Genomic DNA, 18,453 nt, shown 5'->3' on the forward strand with positions numbered 1-18,453 from the left:
TCACTCCAGAGAAGGGGGGAGTGGCCACGTTACGCCAGGACGGCGCCAAGCACAAAGGGACAACCGGTGTCTGCGAGGGGGATGGAAATAAAAAAGAGCGCCCAGGGGCGCTCTTTTTTCTGCTGGCAGGAATAGAGGCTTATTTGACCTCTTCCCCCTTGGCCTGCAGATCCGCGTGGTAGGAGGAACGCACGAAGGGGCCGCAGGCTGCGTGGCTGAAGCCGAGCTCCATGGCCACGTCTTTGAGCTCATCGAACTCTGCAGGCGGCACATAGCGCTTCACTGGCAGGTGGTGGCGGCTCGGCTGCAGGTACTGACCCAGGGTCAGCATGTTGACGCCGTGTTCGCGCAGGTCCTTGAGGACCTCCACGATCTCCTCGTTGGTCTCGCCAAGGCCCATCATCAGACCGGACTTGGTCGGTACGTGGGGGTGCATCTCCTTGATGCGGCGCAAGAGCTCCAGGGACCACTTGTAGTCGGCGCCCGGGCGGGCGACCCGGTACATGCGCGGGGCTGTTTCCAGGTTGTGGTTGAAGACGTCCGGCGGGGTCTCGCGGAACACCTCCAGCGCCTGCTCCATGCGGCCGCGGAAGTCCGGGGTCAGGATCTCGATGCGGGTCTGCGGGCTGTGCTCGCGGATTTCGCGGATGCAGTCGGCGAAGTGCTGGGCACCGCCGTCGCGCAGATCGTCGCGGTCCACCGAGGTGATCACCACGTACTTGAGGTTCATCTCCTTGATGGTGAGCGCCAGCTTCTTCGGCTCTTCCGGATCCAGCGGCAGCGGACGGCCGTGGGCCACGTCGCAGAAGGGGCAGCGACGAGTACAGATGGCGCCCATGATCATGAAGGTGGCGGTACCGTGGTTGAAGCACTCCGCCAGGTTGGGGCAGGAGGCTTCCTCACACACAGAGTGCAGCTTGTTCTTGCGTAGGGTGCTCTTGATGTGCTCGATCTTCTGGCTTGACGGCGGCAGCTTGATCCGCATCCAGTCCGGCTTGCGCAGCACTTCTTCGTTGGGATCCGGCATGAATTTCACCGGGATCAGGGCCATCTTGTCGCCATCGCGCAGCTTGACGCCCGGCTCCATACGAACGGGTTTGCTCATGATTCACTCTCGGTGTTTGTTATTGTGTGATAACCAATCAGGCTGGCCAGTTCGGCCACCAGGATGGATTGCGCCTCGGCCACGCTTTGCGGGCCGCCCAGGGCGCTGGTCTGGGTCATGGCCATGCCCGCATAGCCGCACGGGTTGATGCGCAGGAAGGGGGTCATGTCCATGTCGATATTGAGTGCCAGCCCGTGGAACGAGCAGCCCTTGCGGATGCGCAGGCCGAGGGAGGCCAGCTTGGCCTCCATGCCGAGCTCGTTCTTCACGTAGACCCCGGGGGCATCGGCCTTGGCATAGGCAGCGATGTCGCTCTTGGCCAGGGTGTTGATGATGGCGGTTTCCAGGCAGGTCACCAGCTCGCGCACCGTCAGCTTGCTGCGGCGCACGTCCACCAATACGTAGAGCACCAGCTGGCCGGGACCGTGATAGGTCACCTGGCCGCCGCGATCGCTCTGCACCACAGGGATGTCGCCGGGGGCGAGCAGGTGTTCGGCCTTGCCGGCCTGCCCCTGGGTGTAGACGGGGTCGTGCTCCACCACCCAGAACTCGTCCGGGGTGTCGCCGGTACGGCTGTCCGTGAAGGCCTTCATGGCGTCCCATACCGGCTGGTAGGGGCGACGGCCCAGTTGTCTGACGATCAGCTGACTGGGGGGCGAGTGTGGCTCGGCGGGCGTTTCGGGTGACATCTTTCCTCACTGACAGGCGCAGGGCCGGTACGATAGTCGGTGCAACCGGGTGGCAGATAATCAGTCGCCCCGGTGACGGGGCGAGAGAGGTGACTTACAGGACGTAGCGAACCAGCTCGATCTTGCCGAGGGCGGTGTACATGGCCTCGATGTGTTCTTTGCTCTGGGCGGTGACCGTCACTCGTACCGAGTGATAGTTACCCTTGGAGCTCGGTTGAACGGTCGGGCTGTAGGTGCCGGGGGCGTGTTGCTGCAGCACTTCCACCACCATGTCGGGCAGGGCGGGATCGGCCACGCCGAGCACCTTGAACGGGAACTTGCAGGGGAACTCCAGCAGTTCATCAAACTTGGTATTCATCTACTTCACCTTTCTGCGTCGCCGGGAAGCGACTTCATCTTTCATCTTGCAGGGCCGACGGAGGCCGTCGGCATGCGCCTGTAGGGGCATCACCCCAGTCTATATGGGCATTGTCCGCACCGGGATCAAGACCCGGTGATTTGGCAAGACGTGGAAATGCTGCTTTTTACCACAAATCGTCAGTCGGCGGAACCTGCAGATTACAGGGTTATTGACTGGACTGACCGTAAAAGACAGCAGCGGCGCCTGTTGGCGCCGCTGTTTGAGGAGGGGAGTATTACTTGAACCAGCTGGAGACCAGCATCACCAGGTAATCCCACAGGCGGCTCATCAGGCCACCTTCCTGCACCTCTTCCAGGGCAACCAGCGGCACCTGCTTGATCTCCTTGTCCCCTTGCTTCAGGAACACGGTGCCGACGCGCTGACCCTTGGCAAGCGGGGCCTTCAGCTCGCTCTCGAGCTGGAAGTCGGCCTTGAGGTTGTTGCCCTGGCCGCGGGTGACCAGCACGGAGACATCCTGGTCGACGCCCAGTTTCACCTCGGACTTGTCGCCCATCCAGATCTTCTGGGTCACCAGCTCGGTGCCGGCCTTGTAGGGGGTCAGGCTCTGGAAGAAGCGGAAGCCGTAGGTGAGCAGCTTCTTGCTCTCGGCGGCGCGGGTGGCTTCGCTGCTCGCGCCCAGCACCACGGCGATCAGGCGCATGCCTTCGTTGTTGGTGGCGGAGGAGACCAGGTTGTAGCCGACCTGGCTGACGTGGCCGGTCTTGATGCCGTCAACCTGCAGGGACTGGTCCCACAGCAGACGGTTGCGGTTGTGCTGGGTGATGCCGTTGAAGACGAAGGACTTCTGGGCGTAGATCTTGTACTCCTCCGGCAGGTCGCGGATCAGGGCCTGGCCCAAGCGCGCCATGTCGTGAGCGGTACTGTAGTGACCCTCGGCATCCAGGCCGTGCGGGTTCATGAAGTGGCTGTCGTTCATGCCGAGCTTGGCGGCCCAGCTGTTCATCAGGCTGGCGAAGGAGTCGGTGCTGCCTGCCAGGTGTTCGGCCATGGCGACGCAGGCGTCGTTGCCGGACTGGATGATGATGCCCTTGTTGAGATCATCGACGGAGACCTGCTTGCCCACCTCGATGAACATCTTGGAGGAGTCGGAGTAGTTCTTGGACCAGGCGTTCTGGCTGATGGTCACCATGTCGGTGCGCTTGATGTTCCCCTTGGCCAGCTCCTGGCCGATGATGTAGGAAGTCATCATCTTGGTCAGACTGGCGGGGGGCAGACGCTCTTCGGCGTTCTGTTCGGCCAGCACCTGACCGGAGTAGTAGTCGATCAGGATGTGGGCCTTGGCGGAGATCTCCGGTGCGGCGGGGACCACCATGGGGGCGCTGTTCAAAGTGGGGACCGGCTGGGCGGTTGGCAGTGCCGAATCCGGCGTCGGAACAGGCTGGTTGGCCTGAGCGGTGGCGCTTAACAGGGAGGCCAGAATAACGGAACGGGCAAATTTGGACATCTTGAAATTCCTGGTGCCTGGATGGGGTGTACCCAAGTTGAAAAAAAGCGGGCTTCACTATACCAGATGTGCTCGTCGGTCATAGCCCGAGTTGCGATCTGGACGGGATTTTATGGGTTTTCCCCCGACCTCACGTCGTATCCCGGCGTGAGGTCGGGGCTGCGTTCAGGGCACGATGAAGGCCTGCTCCAGCCCGCCCTGGCGGATCTGATCCAGCAGGGCAGCCTGCTGATCGGCCGCCACCGGCCCCATCAGGACGCGGAAGACGGCGCCATGGGTCACCACCTGATAGGGCACGCCGTAGCGCTGGGTCATCACCTTGCCCATGGCCTGGGCCCGGGCCTCGGAGCCGCTCGCCAGCACCTGGATCATCTTGCCCTCGGCCGTGCCGGTCTTGGGGGCGGAGACGGTGCTGGTCGCCGTCTCGGCTGGTGCCGGAGCGGCCTTGGCCGGTGCAGTCGGGGCCGGCGTCTCGTTGACGAAGGTGTCGGCGGCCGGCGCCGCAGGCGCCATCGGTGTCATGGGGGCCATGGGCACCATCTCCACCATCTGGTCCGGCTGATCGGTGATGAGCTCGAGGCGTACCCTGGCCTCGCCACCTTCCACCATCTCCAGCTGTGTGGCGGCGGCGTGGGAGAGGTCGATCAGGCGGTCGCTGCCGAAGGGGCCGCGGTCGTTGACCCGCACGATCGTCTCCAGCCCGTTGTCCAGGTTGGTGACCCGCACGTAGCTTGGCAGCGGCAGGTTGCGGTGGGCGGCGCTGAACAGGGTGCTGTCCAGCACGTCGCCATTGGCGGTCTTGTTGCCGTCCAGATCCCTGGCGAGCCAGCTCGCTGTCCCCTCCTCGCTGTAGTGCTTGATGTCGCGCCACACCTCGTATTTCTGCTTGCCAATCCAGTAATCCCGGTTGCCGCTCTGGCTCATGGGTTCGGGGCGGGGAATGGCGCCGGTCGCCTGGGGGATCTCGATGACCTGAGGCTTCTCCTGGGGGACGGGCTCTGGCGGCAGCGGCTGTGGCTCCGGCTGGCTGCTACAGGCGGCCAGCAACAAGGTCAGGCTGAGGGGGAGAAGTTTGTGGCTGTAATGCATAAGCGTCCTGGATGGCTTGACTGAGTTGATGCACCGCCATCGCATAGAGAGGGCTGCGGTTGTAGCGGGTGATCACGTAAAAATTGTGGCGCGCGACCCAGTATTCCGGTCCTTCGGCCTGCTCCAATGCCAGCAGTTTTACCGGCGTGTCGGGTGCCAGCGGGGTGGCGAGTTCGATGCCTGCGGCCGCCAGCTCGGCCCAGCGCTGCTTGAGCTCGGGCTCGGGTGCAAGCAGGGTACCTACTGGAGCCAATCCGATCAAGGCGGGTTCGACCACCGACTCCCCCCAGCGCCAGCGGTGCAGGGCGAAGTAGTTGGCCACGCTGCCGATGGCATCCGCCGGGTTGGCGAAGAGATCCCGCTTGCCGTCGCCGTCAAAATCGACCGCGTAGTGACGGTAGCTGGAGGGCATGAACTGGCCCATGCCCATGGCGCCGGCATAGGATCCCTTGAGGGTGGTGAGCGGCCACTTCTCCTCCCGGGCAAGCAGCACCAACTGTGCAAACTCCTTGGCAAAGAAGTCGGCCCGCTCGGGGTAGTGGAATCCCAGGGTGTAGAGGCTGTCGAGCACCGGATGGCGGCCCATCTGGCGGCCATAGAAGGTTTCGATGCCGATGATGGCGACGATGAGGGCGGCGGGCACCTGGTAGGTCTGCTCGGCCCGGGCCAGGGTGGAGGCATGGCGCTGCCAGAAGTCGACTCCGCCCCGGATCCGTTCCGGGGTGACGAACAGCGGCCGGTAGCGGTGCCAGGGCTTGGCCTCCCAGGGGCGGCGGATGGTGTCGAGCACCTCCTGACGCAGACTGGCCTCGCCGATGGCGGCCTGCAACTCGGCCAGCGGCACCTGCTGCTGTTCGGCCAGCAGGGCGAGCCCTGCTGGCGAGACGGTGGCGCCCGCCGTCAGGGAGCAGACGCAGAGCGCCAGCCAGCCGCACTTCATCAGGCGAGCAGGCGCCTGTGGGTCTGGATGGACATCAGGACGCCGAAGCCCGCCATCAGGGTCACCATGGAGGTGCCGCCGTAGCTAACCAGCGGCAGGGGCACCCCCACCACGGGCAGGATACCGCTCACCATGCCCATGTTGACGAACACATAGACGAAGAAGGTGAGGGTCAGGGCACCCCCCAGCAGGCGTTCGAAGCTGTTCTGGGCCTGCATGGAGATGAAGAGGCAGCGGCTGATGATATAGAGGTAGATCACCAGCAGGAGGGCCACCCCCACCAGACCGAACTCCTCGCTGAACACGGCGAAGATAAAGTCGGTGTGGCGTTCGGGCAGAAACTCCAGCTGGGACTGGGTGCCTTGCAGCCAGCCCTTGCCGAACACGCCCCCTGAGCCGATGGCAATCTTGGACTGGATGATGTGGTAGCCGCGGCCGAGCGGGTCCTTCTCGGGATCCAGCAGCATCAGCACCCGCTGACGCTGGTAGTCGTGCATCAGGAAGAACCAGAGCACCGGCATGAAGGCGCAGATGAGCAGCACCGCGAGCCCGATGAGCCACCAGCTGATCCCCGCCAGGAAGATGACGAAGAAGCCGGAGGCCGCCACCAGAATGGAAGTGCCAAGGTCCGGCTGGGCGGCGATGAGCAGGGTGGGCAGCAGCACCATCACCAGGGCGATCATCACGTGGCTGAACTTGGGGGGCAGCGAATGGCGGCTGAGCCAGGCGGCCACCATGATGGGCATGGAGAGTTTCATCACCTCGGAGGGCTGGAACTTCATGAAGCCGAGGTCCAGCCAGCGCTGGGCCCCCTTGCCGATGTGACCGAATACGTCCACCGCGATGAGCAGCAGCACCACCACGGCGAACAGGGGCACCGACCAGCGGGCGTAGAGGGAAGGGGGTAGCTGGGCCATGCCGATCATCAGGGCGAAGGCCAGACCGCCACGCACCAGCTGGCGCACGATGGCGTCAACACTCTGCCCCGACGCCGAGTAGAGCACGACCATGGAGAGGGTCATGAGGGCCAGCAGGCCGAGCAGCAGCGGCAGATCGATGTGCAGCTTGTACCAGATGCTCTGCTGGCGGGCAGAATTACTCATTGGGAACGACCTCGCTCGGTTGGGACGGCTTTTCCGGTGCCGGTGGCAGCTGGGGCTCGGGCGGAAGCAGGTAGGCGTCCAGCATGTGGCGGGCGACCGGCGCCGCCATGGCGCTGCCACCCCCGGCGTTCTCCAGCACCAGGGCGACCACGGCCTTGGGCGCCTCGAAGGGGGCGAAGGCGACGAACAGGGCGTTGTCGCGGTGCTCCACCTTGGTGGTGGCCGCGTTGTAGACCTGGTTCTCCTTGAGGCCCACCACCTGGGCGGTGCCCGACTTGCCTGCCGCCTTGTAGGGGGTGTTGGCGAAGGCGCGGCGTCCCGTTCCCTCGTGGCCGTTGATGACGCGCCACATGCCGTCCTTGGCCACCTGCCAGTAGGTGTCGCTCTTGGCGGCGATGGCCACGTTCGGGTTGATGGGGGCGTTGACCACGCCGTCCGACGAGGCGGTGCTCTTGAGCAGGTGCGGTGTCACATCGTGACCGTTCTGGGTCAGGATGCTGATGGCCTTGGCGAGCTGGATCGGAGTGGCGCTCCAGTAGCCCTGGCCGATGCCGATGGAGATGGTGTCACCCTGGTACCAGGGCTGGCGCCAGCGCGCCATCTTCCAGTCGCGCGACGGCATGACCCCCTTGGTCTCCTCGTAGAGATCGACGCCGCTGTACTGACCGAAGCCGAAGCGGGTCATGTAGCTGTTGATCTTGTCGATGCCGACCCGGTAGGCGAGATCGTAGAAGTAGGTGTCAGCCGATACCTCGATGGCGCGGTAGACGTCGAGCCAGCCATGACCCCAGCGACGCCAGTCGCGGAACTTCTTGGTGGTGCCCGGGATGGAGAAGCTGGGCCCGCCGAAGTAGCGATAGTTGGGGGTGATGGCCCCCTCGTTCAGCCCCATCACCGCCATCATGGGCTTGACGGTGGAGGCGGGGGCATAGATGCCCTGGGTGGTGCGGTTCACCAGCGGCCGGGCGGGATCGTTGAGCAGCGCCGAGTAGTTGGTGCTGGAGATACCGGTCACGAACAGGTTGGGGTCGTAGCTCGGGCTCGACTCCATGGCGAGGATGGCGCCGGTGTTGGGCTCCATCATCACGATGGCACCCCGGCGACCGGCCAGCAGCTCCTGCGCCTTCAACTGCAGGCGGATGTCGATGTTGAGGTAGATGTCCTTGCCGGGCTCGGGGGGCTGGAACTTGAGGGTGCGCACCACCCGGCCGCGGTTGTTGACCTCGACCTCCTGGTAGCCCGCCACGCCGTGCAGCTGATCCTCGTAGAACTTCTCCACCCCCTGCTTGCCGATGTCCTTGGTGGCAGCGTAGTTGGCGAGCTTCTCCTCCTTCTCGAGGCGCTCCACGTCGCGGGTGTTGATCTTGGCCACGTAGCCCAGGGCATGGGTCAGGGTGTCGCCAAACGGGTAGTAGCGCTTGAGGTAGGCCTCGATGCTGGCTCCCGGGTAGTTGTGCTGGTTGACCGAGAAGAGGGCGACCTGGTACTCGCTCAGCTTCTCGTACAGGGGCACCGGCTTGAAGCGGCGCTGGCGCTTCACCTCCGCCAGGAACTTCTCCTTGGTCCCTTCCGGCAGGGCCAGCAGGGTGATGAGCGCGTCGGCGGTCTTCTCCAGGTTCTCGGTCTCTTCCGGTACGATTTCCAGGCTGTAGACGGGGCGGTTTTCCGCCAGCAGCACGCCGTTGGCGTCGTAGATCAGGCCGCGGGGCGGTGCCACCGGCACGACGCGGATGCGGTTGTCGTTGGAACGGGTCTGGTAGGTGTCGTAGGACTCTACCTGCAGGTAGTAGAGGTTGCCCAGCAGCACCAGCATGAGCACGACCATGCCGATGTAGGCGACCAGGGTGCGCCGGAAGAACAGACGTCCCTCGGCACTGTGATCGCGCATTTCGATGCGATTCTTCAGCATGCCGTTACCTTATGGCTGACGTGTGATGGAGAGTGACGGTGCGGATAGGCATGCTCAGGCTCCGGGGGCCGGGCGGGTGAGCGGAATGCATAGGCTCTGCATGGGTCACTCTCTGTGATACGGATGATTGGTGGTGATGCTCCAGGCGCGATAGAGGCTCTCGGCCACCAGTACCCGCACCAGCGGATGGGGCAGGGTCAGGGGCGACAGGGACCAGCTCTGTTCGGCGGCGGCCTTGCACTCGGGGGAAAGCCCTTCCGGGCCGCCCACCAGCAGCGCCACGTCCCGGCCATCGAGCTTCCAGGCTTCCAGTTGCACGGCGAGCTGCTCCGTGGTCCAGGGCTTGCCCGGAATGTCCAGGGTCACGATACGCGAGCGCCCGGCGGCCGCCAGCATGGCTTCCCCTTCCTTCTGCAGGATGCGGGGAATGTCGGCATTCTTGCCGCGTTTGCCTGCGCCTATCTCGACGAGTTCGAACGGCATGTCTTTGGGGAAGCGGCGACGGTACTCTTCGAAGCCATGCTCTACCCAGGCAGGCATCTTGGTGCCCACGGCAATCAACTGGATTTTCATCTTTGGTTACGCTGTCGCCCTTTATTACGAATTCATCTGAGCGGCGCCGCTCCAGAGTTTTTCCAGTTGGTAGAAGTCGCGGTACTCATCCTGCATCACGTGGACGATGACCGACCCCATGTCCACCAGCACCCATTCGCCGGTGAGTTCCCCTTCCACGCTCAGCAGATCGAGGCCGGCGTGGCGCGCCTCGCTGGCGAGGTTGTGGGCGATGGCACTGACATGACGATTGGAGTTGCCGGAGCAGATGATCATGGTGTCTGTGATGCTGGATTTGCCGCGCACATCGAGGGTGATGATGTCGCGGCCTTTCATGTCATCGATCTTGTCGACGATAAAGGCGAGCAATTCTTGGCCTTGCAATGTCTTCTCCTGTCTTCCGGCGCCAGAGGGCGGCGGATTATATCATGGTCACTCCCGTTTCCCAGCTTGGCAACGGGAAGGTGCGGGCTGTCATGTCGCAAGGGCAGGCCCTCAAGGATCACTATAGTGCGCAACCCGTCCGGACAATAGTCGGGCCGAGGCCGGGTACGCCTCAAGGTGTCGGCTCGACGCCCTCTCCGGCGGATGACCCCGCCGAGGATTGATAGAGCCCGTGCTGCCGGATGTAGTCGGCGACCGGGGCGGGCAGCAGATAGCGGGGATCCCGCCCCGCCGCCAGCAGAGCCCGCAGCCCCGTGGCCGACAGCTCGATGGGCAGGTTGTCCGCCAGCCAGATGCGGCCGTGGCGCAGCCGGTGCAGATCTGCCACCTCGCGGGTCTGGTGGCGGGCCAGCAACTCGGCGATGGGGGCTGGATAGTCCGGCTGCCAGCCGGGGCGGGTACTCACCACCAGGTGGGCATGGTCGAGCAGCTCCCGCCAGCGGTGCCAGCCCGGCAAGCCGAGCAAGGAGTCCATCCCCATCAGGAAGCAGATCGGGGTGTCCGGCAGCTCGCTCCTCAGCTCCATCAGCGTGTCGATGGTCCAGGAGGGGGTGTCCCGCTTGAGCTCGCGCTCGTCCACCACGAATCCCGGGTTCTCCGCCGCCGCCAGCCTGACCATGGCCAGGCGCTGCTCGCTGGAGCAGAACGGATTGGCGCGGTGGGGCGGGATGTGGTTCGGGAGCAGCCTCACCTCGCCCAGGCCCAGGGCCTCGCGGGCCTCGATGGCGGGCCTCAGGTGACCGATGTGGATGGGATCGAAGGTCCCCCCCAGAATGCCGATGGGTGGTCTCAGCGTCATTCTTCTGCCCCTGTCTGAACAAGGTGATCGATATGGATCGGATCGAAGGTACCGCCGAGGATGCCGATGGGCGCTTTCAGCATGGATCCGCCTCCAGCAAAGGCAGAGGGGCGCCATCGCGAAAACCGAGGGCGATGGTCTGCAGCATCAGCCAGGCCCCCTCGGTATCGAAGCGGCGCTGGGCGTCGTCCAGTTGCGCCATCAGTTGCCACAGCTGCTGCAGCTTGGCAAAGGGGAGCCGGGTCAGGGCCTGCTGGATGAGCTGCTGGCGGCTCTGCCAGATGCGTAACCGGGTGAAGTGTTCCACCAGGGGTTGCCCGGCGCGGGCGGCCAGCGCCAGCTCGGTGAGCTGTTCCAGCTCGCGGCACAGGGTCCAGGCCAGCATGCCGGGCTCGGTGCCCTCGGCGCGCAGGGCCAGCAGGATGCGCTGGGCCCGGTTCACCTTGCCCTCCAGCAGGGTATCGACCAGCTGGAACGGGGTGAAGTGGGCGTGGCGGATGATGGTCTCCTGCAGGTAGGCGACCGTGATGGGCTGGGGGGGCGAGAGCAGGGTCAGCTTCTCGATCTCCTGGCTCGCGGCCAGCAGGTTGCCCTCGTAAGCGTGACACATGAAGTTGACCGCATCCGGCATCGCCTTGAGACCGAAGCGTTGAAACCGTGCGCTCATCCAGCGCGGGAAGAAGCGGGGCTCGGGGTGGTTGACCGGGACATAGGTGCCGCTCTGACTCAGCTTGTCGAACCAGGCTGCCTTCATCTGGGTCTGGTTGAGGCGAGCGCCGCTGAGCACCAGCAGCAGATCGGGGTGGAGCTGCTTGCCGATCTCGCTGATGCGGGCGGCCAAGTCCTTGTCGACCTTGGCCGGCAGCTCCAGCTCGATGATCTGGCGGGCGGAGAAGAGGCTCATGGCCTGGCAGGCGTCATGGACCTGGTTCCAGTCCAGCCCGGCTTCCACCACGAAGCTGTGGCGTTCATCGAAGCCCTGCTTGCGCGCCACCTGGCGCACGGCGTCGATGGCTTCGAGCTTGAGCAGGGGCTCGTCTCCAAAAATGAGATAGCAGGGCTTGAGCCCTGCCTTGAGGTGATCCGCGAACTGCTCCGGATAGACTCTCATCAAGATACCTTCATCAGAACTGGACCTGGCTGAGGTTGATGGATCACCAGTCCGGCGGTCGGATAGATCCCCATCAGAACTTGACCTGGCTGAGCTGGCGGATCACCAGGTTGGCGGCCTGTTCCTGCATCTCCTTGCCGAGCTGCTCCTGCTCGCGGGAGGAGGCGAGCGCCGCATCCGGCTTGTTCAGGAAGCTGCGGTTGAAGGTGATGGGGAAGACCTGGGTCGGTTTGCCCGGCATGACCACGGTGAACTGGGTGCTGTAGCCCAGCAGGTATTCGCGATCCTGGCCGATGGAATCGACGGAGGCGACCTGGCTGCTGCTGCGCACACTGCCCAGGGTCAGCACCGGAATGCCCTCCTTGTCGGCGAGCTGCACGCCGGCCGCCTTGAGGCGGGTGGTGACCAGCCGGTAGAAGTCGCTCTTGTTGTCACCGACCACTTTCATGGTCATCAACTCGGGGGGAATGGCGGTGCCCCGCATCTGAAAACCGCAGGCCTGCAGCAGCAGACCTGCCATCAGGATGGCCATCCAGCGAGTGAAGATGGTGCCCATAAAAAATCCTCTTTGCATGAAGGGAAGAGCGGCGGGCGCAGGGCCCGCCGTTATCATCCGTTTGCTGTTACCGCTTGGCAACCAGACAGTCAGCCTGCATGGCCAGGCGGTATGGCATCAGTTGGCCACGATGTTGAGCAGCTTGCCCGGCACATAGACGACCTTGCGCACGGTCAGCCCCTCGGTGAACTTCTGCACCGAGGCATCGGCCATGGCCAGCTTCTCGACGTCCGCCTGGCTGATCTCGGCCGGCACGGTCAGCTTGCCGCGCATCTTGCCGTTGATCTGCACCACCACCAGCTTCTCGGTCTCGATCATGGCAGCCTCGTCGGCCACCGGCCAGGTGGCGTGGTCGATGTCCTCGCCCTTGCCCAGCATCTTCCACAGCTCGAAGCCGATGTGCGGGGTGATGGGGTAGAGCATGACCACGACCGCTTCCAGCGCTTCCTGCATCAGGGCGCGATCCTGGGCGTCGCTGCCCAGCTTGGAGAGGTTGTTCATCAGCTCCATGACCGCAGCGATGGCGGTGTTGAAAGTCTGGCGGCGACCCACGTCGTCGCTCACCTTGGCGATGGTCTTGTGCAGCTCGCGGCGAACGGCTTTCTGCTCGCTGGTGAGGGCTGCCACGTCCAGCGCCGGTACGGCACCGCCGGAGACGTGCTCGAAGGTGATGCGCCACAGGCGGCGCAGGAAGCGCTGGGCCCCCTCGACGCCGGAGTCGGACCACTCCAGGGTCATGTCGGCCGGGGAGGCGAACATCATGAACAGACGGACGGTGTCGGCGCCGTAACGCTCCACCATCAGCTGGGGGTCGATGCCGTTGTTCTTGGACTTGGACATCTTGGTCATGCCGGAGTGGATCACCTCGCGGCCCTCGTTGTCCACGGACTTGGTGATGCGGCCCTTGTCGTCGCGCTCCACCTTGACGTCGAGGGGGCTGACCCAGACGTTGCCGCCCTTCTCGTCCTTGTAGTAGAAGGCGTCGGCCAGCACCATGCCCTGGCAGAGCAGGCGCTTGAACGGCTCGTCGCTGTTCACCAGACCTGCGTCACGCAGCAGCTTGTGGAAGAAGCGGGCGTAGAGCAGGTGCATACAGGCGTGCTCGATGCCGCCGATGTACTGATCCACCGGCAGCCAGTGGTTGGCAGCCGCCGGATCCAGCATGCCCTTGTCGTAGTCCGGGGAGCAGTAGCGGGCGTAGTACCAGGAAGACTCCATGAAGGTGTCGAAGGTATCGGTCTCGCGGAACGCTTCCTGGCCGTTGTAGGTGGTCTTGGCCCACTCGGCGTCGGCCTTGATGGGGCTCTGGATGCCGTCCATCACCACGTCTTCCGGCAGCAGAACCGGCAGCTGGTCTTCCGGGGTCGGCACCACAGTGCCGTCCGCCAGGGTCAGCATGGGGATGGGGGCGCCCCAGTAGCGCTGACGGGAGACACCCCAGTCGCGCAGGCGGTAGTTGACGGTGCGCTTGCCGCGGCCGAGGGCTTCCAGCTTGTTGGCGATGGCATCGAAGGCGGCCTGGAACTCGAGGCCGTCGAACTCGCCGGAGTTGAACAGCACCCCCTTGTCGGTGTAGGCGGCGGCGATCACGTCCGGTGCGTCACCGTCGGCCGGCTTGATGACCGGCTTGATGACCGGCTTGATCTCGAGGCCGTACTTGGTGGCGAATTCGTGGTCGCGCAGATCGTGGCCGGGCACGGCCATGACGGCGCCGGTGCCGTAGTTCATCAGCACGAAGTTGGCGACCCAGACCGGCACTTTACGGCCATCCAGGGGGTGAATGGCGTAGAGGCCGGTGGCCATGCCCTTCTTCTCCATGGTCGCCATGTCTGCCTCGGCCACCTTGGTGTGCTTGCACTCCTCGATGAAGGCGGCGAGCTCGGGGTTGCCTTCGGCTGCCAGGGCGGCCAGCGGGTGGCCGGCGGCGATGCCCACATAGGTCACGCCCATGAAGGTGTCCGGACGGGTAGTGTAGACCTCCAGGTGATCATCCAGGCCATCGACAGCGAAGCTGATGTTGACCCCTTCGGAGCGGCCAATCCAGTTGCGCTGCATGGTCTTGACCATCTCCGGCCAGCCTTCCAGGTTGTCGATGTCGTTCAGCAGCTCTTCGGCGTAGTCGGTGATCTTGATGAACCACTGGGGGATCTCTTTTTGCTCCACCGGGGTGTCACAGCGCCAGCAGCAGTTGTCGATCACCTGCTCGTTGGCCAGCACCGTCATGTCGTTCGGGCACCAGTTGACGGAGGAGGTCTTCTTGTAGACCAGACCCTTCTCATAGAGCTTGGTGAAGAACCACTGCTCCCAGCGGTAGTAGTCCGGCTTGCAGGTGGCGAGTTCTCTGTCCCAGTCATAGCCCAGACCCAGCATCTTCAGCTGGTTCTTCATGTATTCGATGTTCTCGTAGGTCCACGGAGCCGGCGCAGTGCTGTTCTTGATGGCGGCGTTTTCCGCCGGCAGGCCGAAGGCGTCCCAGCCGATGGGTTGCAGCACGTTCTTGCCATTGAGGCGTTGATAACGGGAGATCACATCACCTATGGTGTAGTTACGCACGTGCCCCATGTGCAGTCGACCAGACGGATAGGGGAACATGGAGAGGCAGTAGAACTTCTCTTTGTCTACTTTTTCCACGGCCTTGAAGGTTTTCTTGGCATCCCAGTGCTGCTGCACTGCTGGTTCTATGGATTGGGGAACGTATTGCTCTTGCATTGGTGACATCCGGATCTGTGAAATGAATAGATAAAACGGCTGGGAAATCGCAATAGAATACCCATATCCTGCGGCGGCAACAACCGCCAGCATCCGCCCGGTGTCAGGCCCGGCCACGGCACCCTGGCGGTTTAGCCGGGGAGCTTGGGGAGCGAGGGCGACAACCACAGCCCGTATCCGCTCAGTCTCCGGTTCAGGCCGGGCACGAACGGGGTTCAGCAGAGGAGTGATGGTCATGGACAAACGTCGACAAGGGTATGAAGACTTCATCGCCCAGCTCAGGAAGCAGTGGGAGGAGACGGAGGAGTTCCAGGGGGAGCGTCTCAACCGGATGATCGCCAGGGTGCAGGCCTATCTGGAGGCGGCGGGGGATCTGACCAAGGATGAACTGGCGCTCATCGCCGAATACGTGAAACGGGATCTCGGCAATTACGACGAGGGCAAGCAAGAGGCCCCGGAATCCGCCTTTATGCTGGCGCTCAAAGACACAGTCTGGTCCTGGCTGGCGGATGTGACCGATCGGGCCCAGGTGGAGTGGCAGGAGCTCGCGGACGAGCTGGAGCACAAGGGCGTCTACCGCGCCGGCGACTGGGTGGGGCTTGGCGTGCTGGTGTGCGATCACTGCGAGTGGCGCCATACCGTGCTGCACCCGGAGCAGCTCGGCACCTGCCCCGAGTGCGGGGCCGACGAGTATCACCGTGAGCCGCTCTCGCCCTGAGAACCTGTCCACACTCTTGCTGCGAGGCCGCGATCAAGGCTCATGTGCTGCTCGCTTGTCTGTAACCGAGAGTGCTCACGTATATCTATACGCTCCGGTTTCTGCGCTGCTCTTTACCTTGCCGACGACCTCTCGTTGCAGAGCCTGAACAGGTTCTGGGCGGGTATCAGACTGAACAGAAGAGAGGCGCCCCTGGGCGCCTCTCTTGTTTATCTGCCTTGTGTTGCCTCAGCCCTTGCGTGCCCAGGGATGGGCGCGGGGGCGCAGGACCAGACCCAGCCCCAGCAGCAGGGCGGCGATGCCATACATGGGCCAGCTGCCAAAGCGCAGATAGGGGGTCACGCCGTGGGCCGGGCGCACCTCGGCGCGCAGCACCCCGGCCTCGAACTGCGGCAGCTGGGCGATGATGCTGCCGTCGATCTCGGTGACGATGGTGATGCCGGTGTTGGTGTCGCGCAGCAGCGGGCGGGCGAGCTCGAGGGCGCGCATGCGGGCGATCTCCATGTGCTGCCAGGGGCCGATACTGGTGCCGAACCAGGCATCGTTCGAGACGGTCAGCAGGAAGTCGGTGTCCGGCTGCACGTTGCGGCGCACCTCGTCCGGGAAGATGATCTCGTAGCAGATGGCGGCGGCGAACTTGAGCCCCTTGGCGATCAGGTTCGGCTGCACCTCGTCACCCCGGCTGAAGGAGGACATGGGCAGATTGAAGAAGGGGGCGATGGGGCGCAGCAGATCTTCAAAGGGCACGAACTCGCCGATGGGCAGCAGGTGGTACTTGTAGTAGCGGTTCTTGTGCTCGTAGTAGTAGGACTCCTTGCCCTCGGCATCCTGCACCCCCATGCCGAGCACGGTATTGTAGAAGCGCTGCTGTTTCAGATCGTAATGGATGATGCCCGCCAGCAGGCCGGTGTCGTTCACCTTCATCGCCTTGTCCAGGCTCTCCAGATAGGTGCCCATCTCTTTCTCGATGGCCGGGATCGCCGATTCGGGCCAGACGATGATGTCGGCGTCCTGGTTCTCGCGGCTGAGATCCTGATAGGTGCGCACCGTCGGCACCAGGGCCTCCGGATCCCACTTGAGGGACTGGGCGATGTTGCCCTGCACCAGGGCGACCTTGACTGGCTCCCCCCGGGTCACCCAGTTGAGCTGCATCAGCCCCTGGGCTCCGCCCACCAGGGCGACCGGCAGCAGCAGCCAGGCCGGCTTGCGGCTCTGCCAGGTTAGCCAGAGGGCGGAGGCGGTCAAGAGCAGGGCGAGGGTGATGCCCTGCACCCCGAGGATGGGGGCGAAACCCTTGAGGGGGCCGTCTATCTGGGTATAGCCAAACCAGAGCCAGGGATAGCCCGTCATCACCCAGCCCCGCAGCCAGTCGGCCATCAGCCAGAGCGCCGGGAAGGCGAGCAGCCAGCGGCTCCAGTGGCGACCCGTGAAGAAGCGGGCGAAGAGCCAGCAGGCCAGGGTCGGATAGAGGGACAGATAGGCGCAGAGCCCGGCCAGCAGCACGAAGGCGGCCGGCAGCGGGATGCCGCCAAACTCCGTCATGCTGACGTGGATCCACCACTGTCCGGGCAGGAACAGGCCCATGGCGTAGCCGAAGCCGCGCCAGGCAGCCTGTTTGGGGGTGGCCTTGTCCAGCAGGGCGTAGAGACCGAGCAGGGAGGGGATCACCAGAGGCCAGTAGCCGAAGGGGGAGAAGGCCAGCACGGCGATGGCGCCAGAGGCCAGGGCGCACAGGCTTGTCAGGAGTTTCGATTTCACGGGAGATCGGGGCTCGAATTGGGCTGAATGAAAATGGAATGGCCGACATCTTAACCGCAAAGCACGCCAACGGCGAGCCTGGCGGCGGCGGACGTCGTGAGGGGGCCCGGGGAATGGGCAAGGGGGCAAAAACAAACGCCCCTGGTCAGAGGGGCGTTGATTGACGAAGCGGGTAGCGCGGGATCAGGACTCCGGCTGGGCCGCCGCGTGATGTTCCGGGATCTTCACCTGCAGCTGCTGCAGGCGGCGACGGTCCGCGTGCATCACCTTGAACAGGTAGCCGTCGAGCTCGATCTCCTCGCCCTTCTTGGGCAGGTGGCTGAAGGCGTGCATCACCAGACCGCCCACGGTATCCACCTCTTCATCGCTGAACTGGGTGCCGAAGAAGTCGTTGAAGTCCTCGATCTCGGTGAGGGCGCTGATGGAGAAGACCCGTTTGCTGATGCGGCGGATCTCTTCGGGCTCGTCCTCGATGTCGTCGAACTCGTCGTCAATCTCGCCGACGATGAGCTCCAGGATGTCCTCGATGGTCACGAGGCCAGAGACACCGCCAAACTCGTCCACCACGATGGCCATGTGGTAGCGCTCTTCCCGGAACTCCTTGAGCAGGCGATCGACCCGCTTGCTCTCCGGCACGATGACGGTGGGACGCAGGATCTTCTCGAGCTGCAGCGGTTCGCTGGCGTGATGGCCGCCAAAGCCAAACGGCAGCAGATCCTTGGCGAGCAGTATGCCCTCCACGTGATCCTTGTCTTCGTTGATCACCGGGAAACGGGAGTGGCCGGATTCGATGATGACGGGCAGGAACTCGTCCACCGGTTGGGACTTCTCGATGGTCACCATCTGGGAGCGGGGGATCATGATGTCGCGCACGCGCAGCTCGGCAATTTCGAGCACGCCCTCGATCATGTCCTTGGTGTCCTGATCGATGAGGTCCCGCTCTTCGGCATCGGCGATGACTTCCACCAGATCGTTGCGGTCTTTGGGCTCGCCCTGAAAGAGTTGGCTGAGCTTGTCGAGCCAGGTTTTCTTCGGCGAGCCGGTACTAGGGTGATCGTCGGTCATTTTCTCTCTTGGTTACTCGCTAAAACACACGTGAAATCGTT

At 63.8% G+C, this 18,453-nt stretch carries 17 protein-coding genes; 1 reads left to right on the forward strand and 16 read right to left on the reverse strand.

Annotation, left to right across the window (positions count from 1 at the left end; translation table 11 throughout):
* Positions 1 to 139 precede the first annotated feature (139 nt).
* The 14 genes from lipA to leuS form a co-directional block, all read right to left on the reverse strand.
* Complete coding sequence (gene lipA / locus J9885_RS16545) at positions 140 to 1,105, reverse strand: lipoyl synthase (RefSeq protein WP_043762198.1); 966 nt, start codon at positions 1,103 to 1,105, stop codon at positions 140 to 142.
* Positions 1,102 to 1,794, reverse strand: a complete 693-nt coding sequence (lipB, locus tag J9885_RS16550) for a lipoyl(octanoyl) transferase LipB (RefSeq protein ID WP_210550098.1) — start codon at positions 1,792 to 1,794, stop codon at positions 1,102 to 1,104. Before lipB ends, lipA begins: the two co-directional genes overlap by 4 nt.
* A gap of 94 nt (positions 1,795 to 1,888) precedes the next feature.
* Positions 1,889 to 2,152 carry a DUF493 family protein YbeD gene (ybeD, locus tag J9885_RS16555; RefSeq protein WP_010673756.1) on the reverse strand — a complete coding sequence of 88 codons (264 nt, stop codon included), beginning with the start codon at positions 2,150 to 2,152 and terminating at the stop codon, positions 1,889 to 1,891.
* Between the two features lie 277 nt (positions 2,153 to 2,429).
* The gene (locus tag J9885_RS16560; protein ID WP_043762195.1) at positions 2,430 to 3,659 is read right to left on the reverse strand and encodes a D-alanyl-D-alanine carboxypeptidase family protein; all 1,230 of its coding nucleotides are present in this window, start codon (positions 3,657 to 3,659) and stop codon (positions 2,430 to 2,432) included.
* A gap of 165 nt (positions 3,660 to 3,824) precedes the next feature.
* Entirely contained in the window at positions 3,825 to 4,748 is a 924-nt protein-coding gene (locus tag J9885_RS16565; RefSeq protein ID WP_043762194.1) for a septal ring lytic transglycosylase RlpA family protein, read from the reverse strand.
* A complete protein-coding gene (gene mltB, locus J9885_RS16570; RefSeq protein WP_210550099.1) occupies positions 4,690 to 5,688 on the reverse strand; it encodes a lytic murein transglycosylase B in 999 nt (332 codons plus the stop codon). The genes J9885_RS16565 and mltB overlap by 59 nt, the downstream gene beginning before the upstream one ends.
* Positions 5,688 to 6,791: a rod shape-determining protein RodA gene (rodA, locus tag J9885_RS16575; protein ID WP_043762191.1), complete on the reverse strand. Its 1,104-nt coding sequence runs from the start codon at positions 6,789 to 6,791 to the stop codon at positions 5,688 to 5,690. The genes mltB and rodA overlap by 1 nt, the downstream gene beginning before the upstream one ends.
* Positions 6,784 to 8,700 carry a penicillin-binding protein 2 gene (gene mrdA / locus J9885_RS16580; RefSeq protein WP_134695371.1) on the reverse strand — a complete coding sequence of 639 codons (1,917 nt, stop codon included), beginning with the start codon at positions 8,698 to 8,700 and terminating at the stop codon, positions 6,784 to 6,786. The genes rodA and mrdA overlap by 8 nt, the downstream gene beginning before the upstream one ends.
* Positions 8,701 to 8,805: 105 nt before the next feature.
* Complete coding sequence (gene rlmH, locus J9885_RS16585; RefSeq protein WP_005298242.1) at positions 8,806 to 9,273, reverse strand: 23S rRNA (pseudouridine(1915)-N(3))-methyltransferase RlmH; 468 nt, start codon at positions 9,271 to 9,273, stop codon at positions 8,806 to 8,808.
* 24 nt (positions 9,274 to 9,297) lie between these two features.
* Positions 9,298 to 9,636, reverse strand: a complete 339-nt coding sequence (rsfS, locus tag J9885_RS16590; RefSeq protein ID WP_043762188.1) for a ribosome silencing factor — start codon at positions 9,634 to 9,636, stop codon at positions 9,298 to 9,300.
* A gap of 172 nt (positions 9,637 to 9,808) precedes the next feature.
* Positions 9,809 to 10,495, reverse strand: a complete 687-nt coding sequence (gene nadD, locus J9885_RS16595; RefSeq protein WP_210550100.1) for a nicotinate-nucleotide adenylyltransferase — start codon at positions 10,493 to 10,495, stop codon at positions 9,809 to 9,811.
* A gap of 76 nt (positions 10,496 to 10,571) precedes the next feature.
* A complete protein-coding gene (holA, locus tag J9885_RS16600; RefSeq protein WP_210550101.1) occupies positions 10,572 to 11,606 on the reverse strand; it encodes a DNA polymerase III subunit delta in 1,035 nt (344 codons plus the stop codon).
* A gap of 73 nt (positions 11,607 to 11,679) precedes the next feature.
* Positions 11,680 to 12,162 carry an LPS assembly lipoprotein LptE gene (gene lptE / locus J9885_RS16605; protein WP_210550102.1) on the reverse strand — a complete coding sequence of 161 codons (483 nt, stop codon included), beginning with the start codon at positions 12,160 to 12,162 and terminating at the stop codon, positions 11,680 to 11,682.
* A gap of 117 nt (positions 12,163 to 12,279) precedes the next feature.
* Positions 12,280 to 14,871: a leucine--tRNA ligase gene (gene leuS, locus J9885_RS16610; protein WP_210550103.1), complete on the reverse strand. Its 2,592-nt coding sequence runs from the start codon at positions 14,869 to 14,871 to the stop codon at positions 12,280 to 12,282.
* 235 nt (positions 14,872 to 15,106) lie between these two features.
* Between leuS and J9885_RS16615 the strand changes: the two genes are divergently transcribed.
* Positions 15,107 to 15,589, forward strand: a complete 483-nt coding sequence (locus tag J9885_RS16615; RefSeq protein ID WP_043762182.1) for a zinc ribbon-containing protein — start codon at positions 15,107 to 15,109, stop codon at positions 15,587 to 15,589.
* A gap of 228 nt (positions 15,590 to 15,817) precedes the next feature.
* On the opposite strand, the gene lnt is transcribed toward J9885_RS16615, so the two are convergent.
* Together lnt and corC are read right to left on the reverse strand one after the other, a co-directional pair.
* Positions 15,818 to 17,347 (reverse strand): apolipoprotein N-acyltransferase, encoded by a 1,530-nt coding sequence (gene lnt, locus J9885_RS16620; protein WP_210550104.1) that lies wholly within the window; start codon positions 17,345 to 17,347, stop codon positions 15,818 to 15,820.
* A gap of 183 nt (positions 17,348 to 17,530) precedes the next feature.
* Complete coding sequence (gene corC / locus J9885_RS16625; RefSeq protein WP_043762180.1) at positions 17,531 to 18,412, reverse strand: CNNM family magnesium/cobalt transport protein CorC; 882 nt, start codon at positions 18,410 to 18,412, stop codon at positions 17,531 to 17,533.
* Positions 18,413 to 18,453: the final 41 nt, after the last annotated feature.

The organism is Aeromonas sp. SrichE-2G (assembly GCF_017939565.1).
Lineage (GTDB): Bacteria > Pseudomonadota > Gammaproteobacteria > Enterobacterales > Aeromonadaceae > Aeromonas > Aeromonas taiwanensis.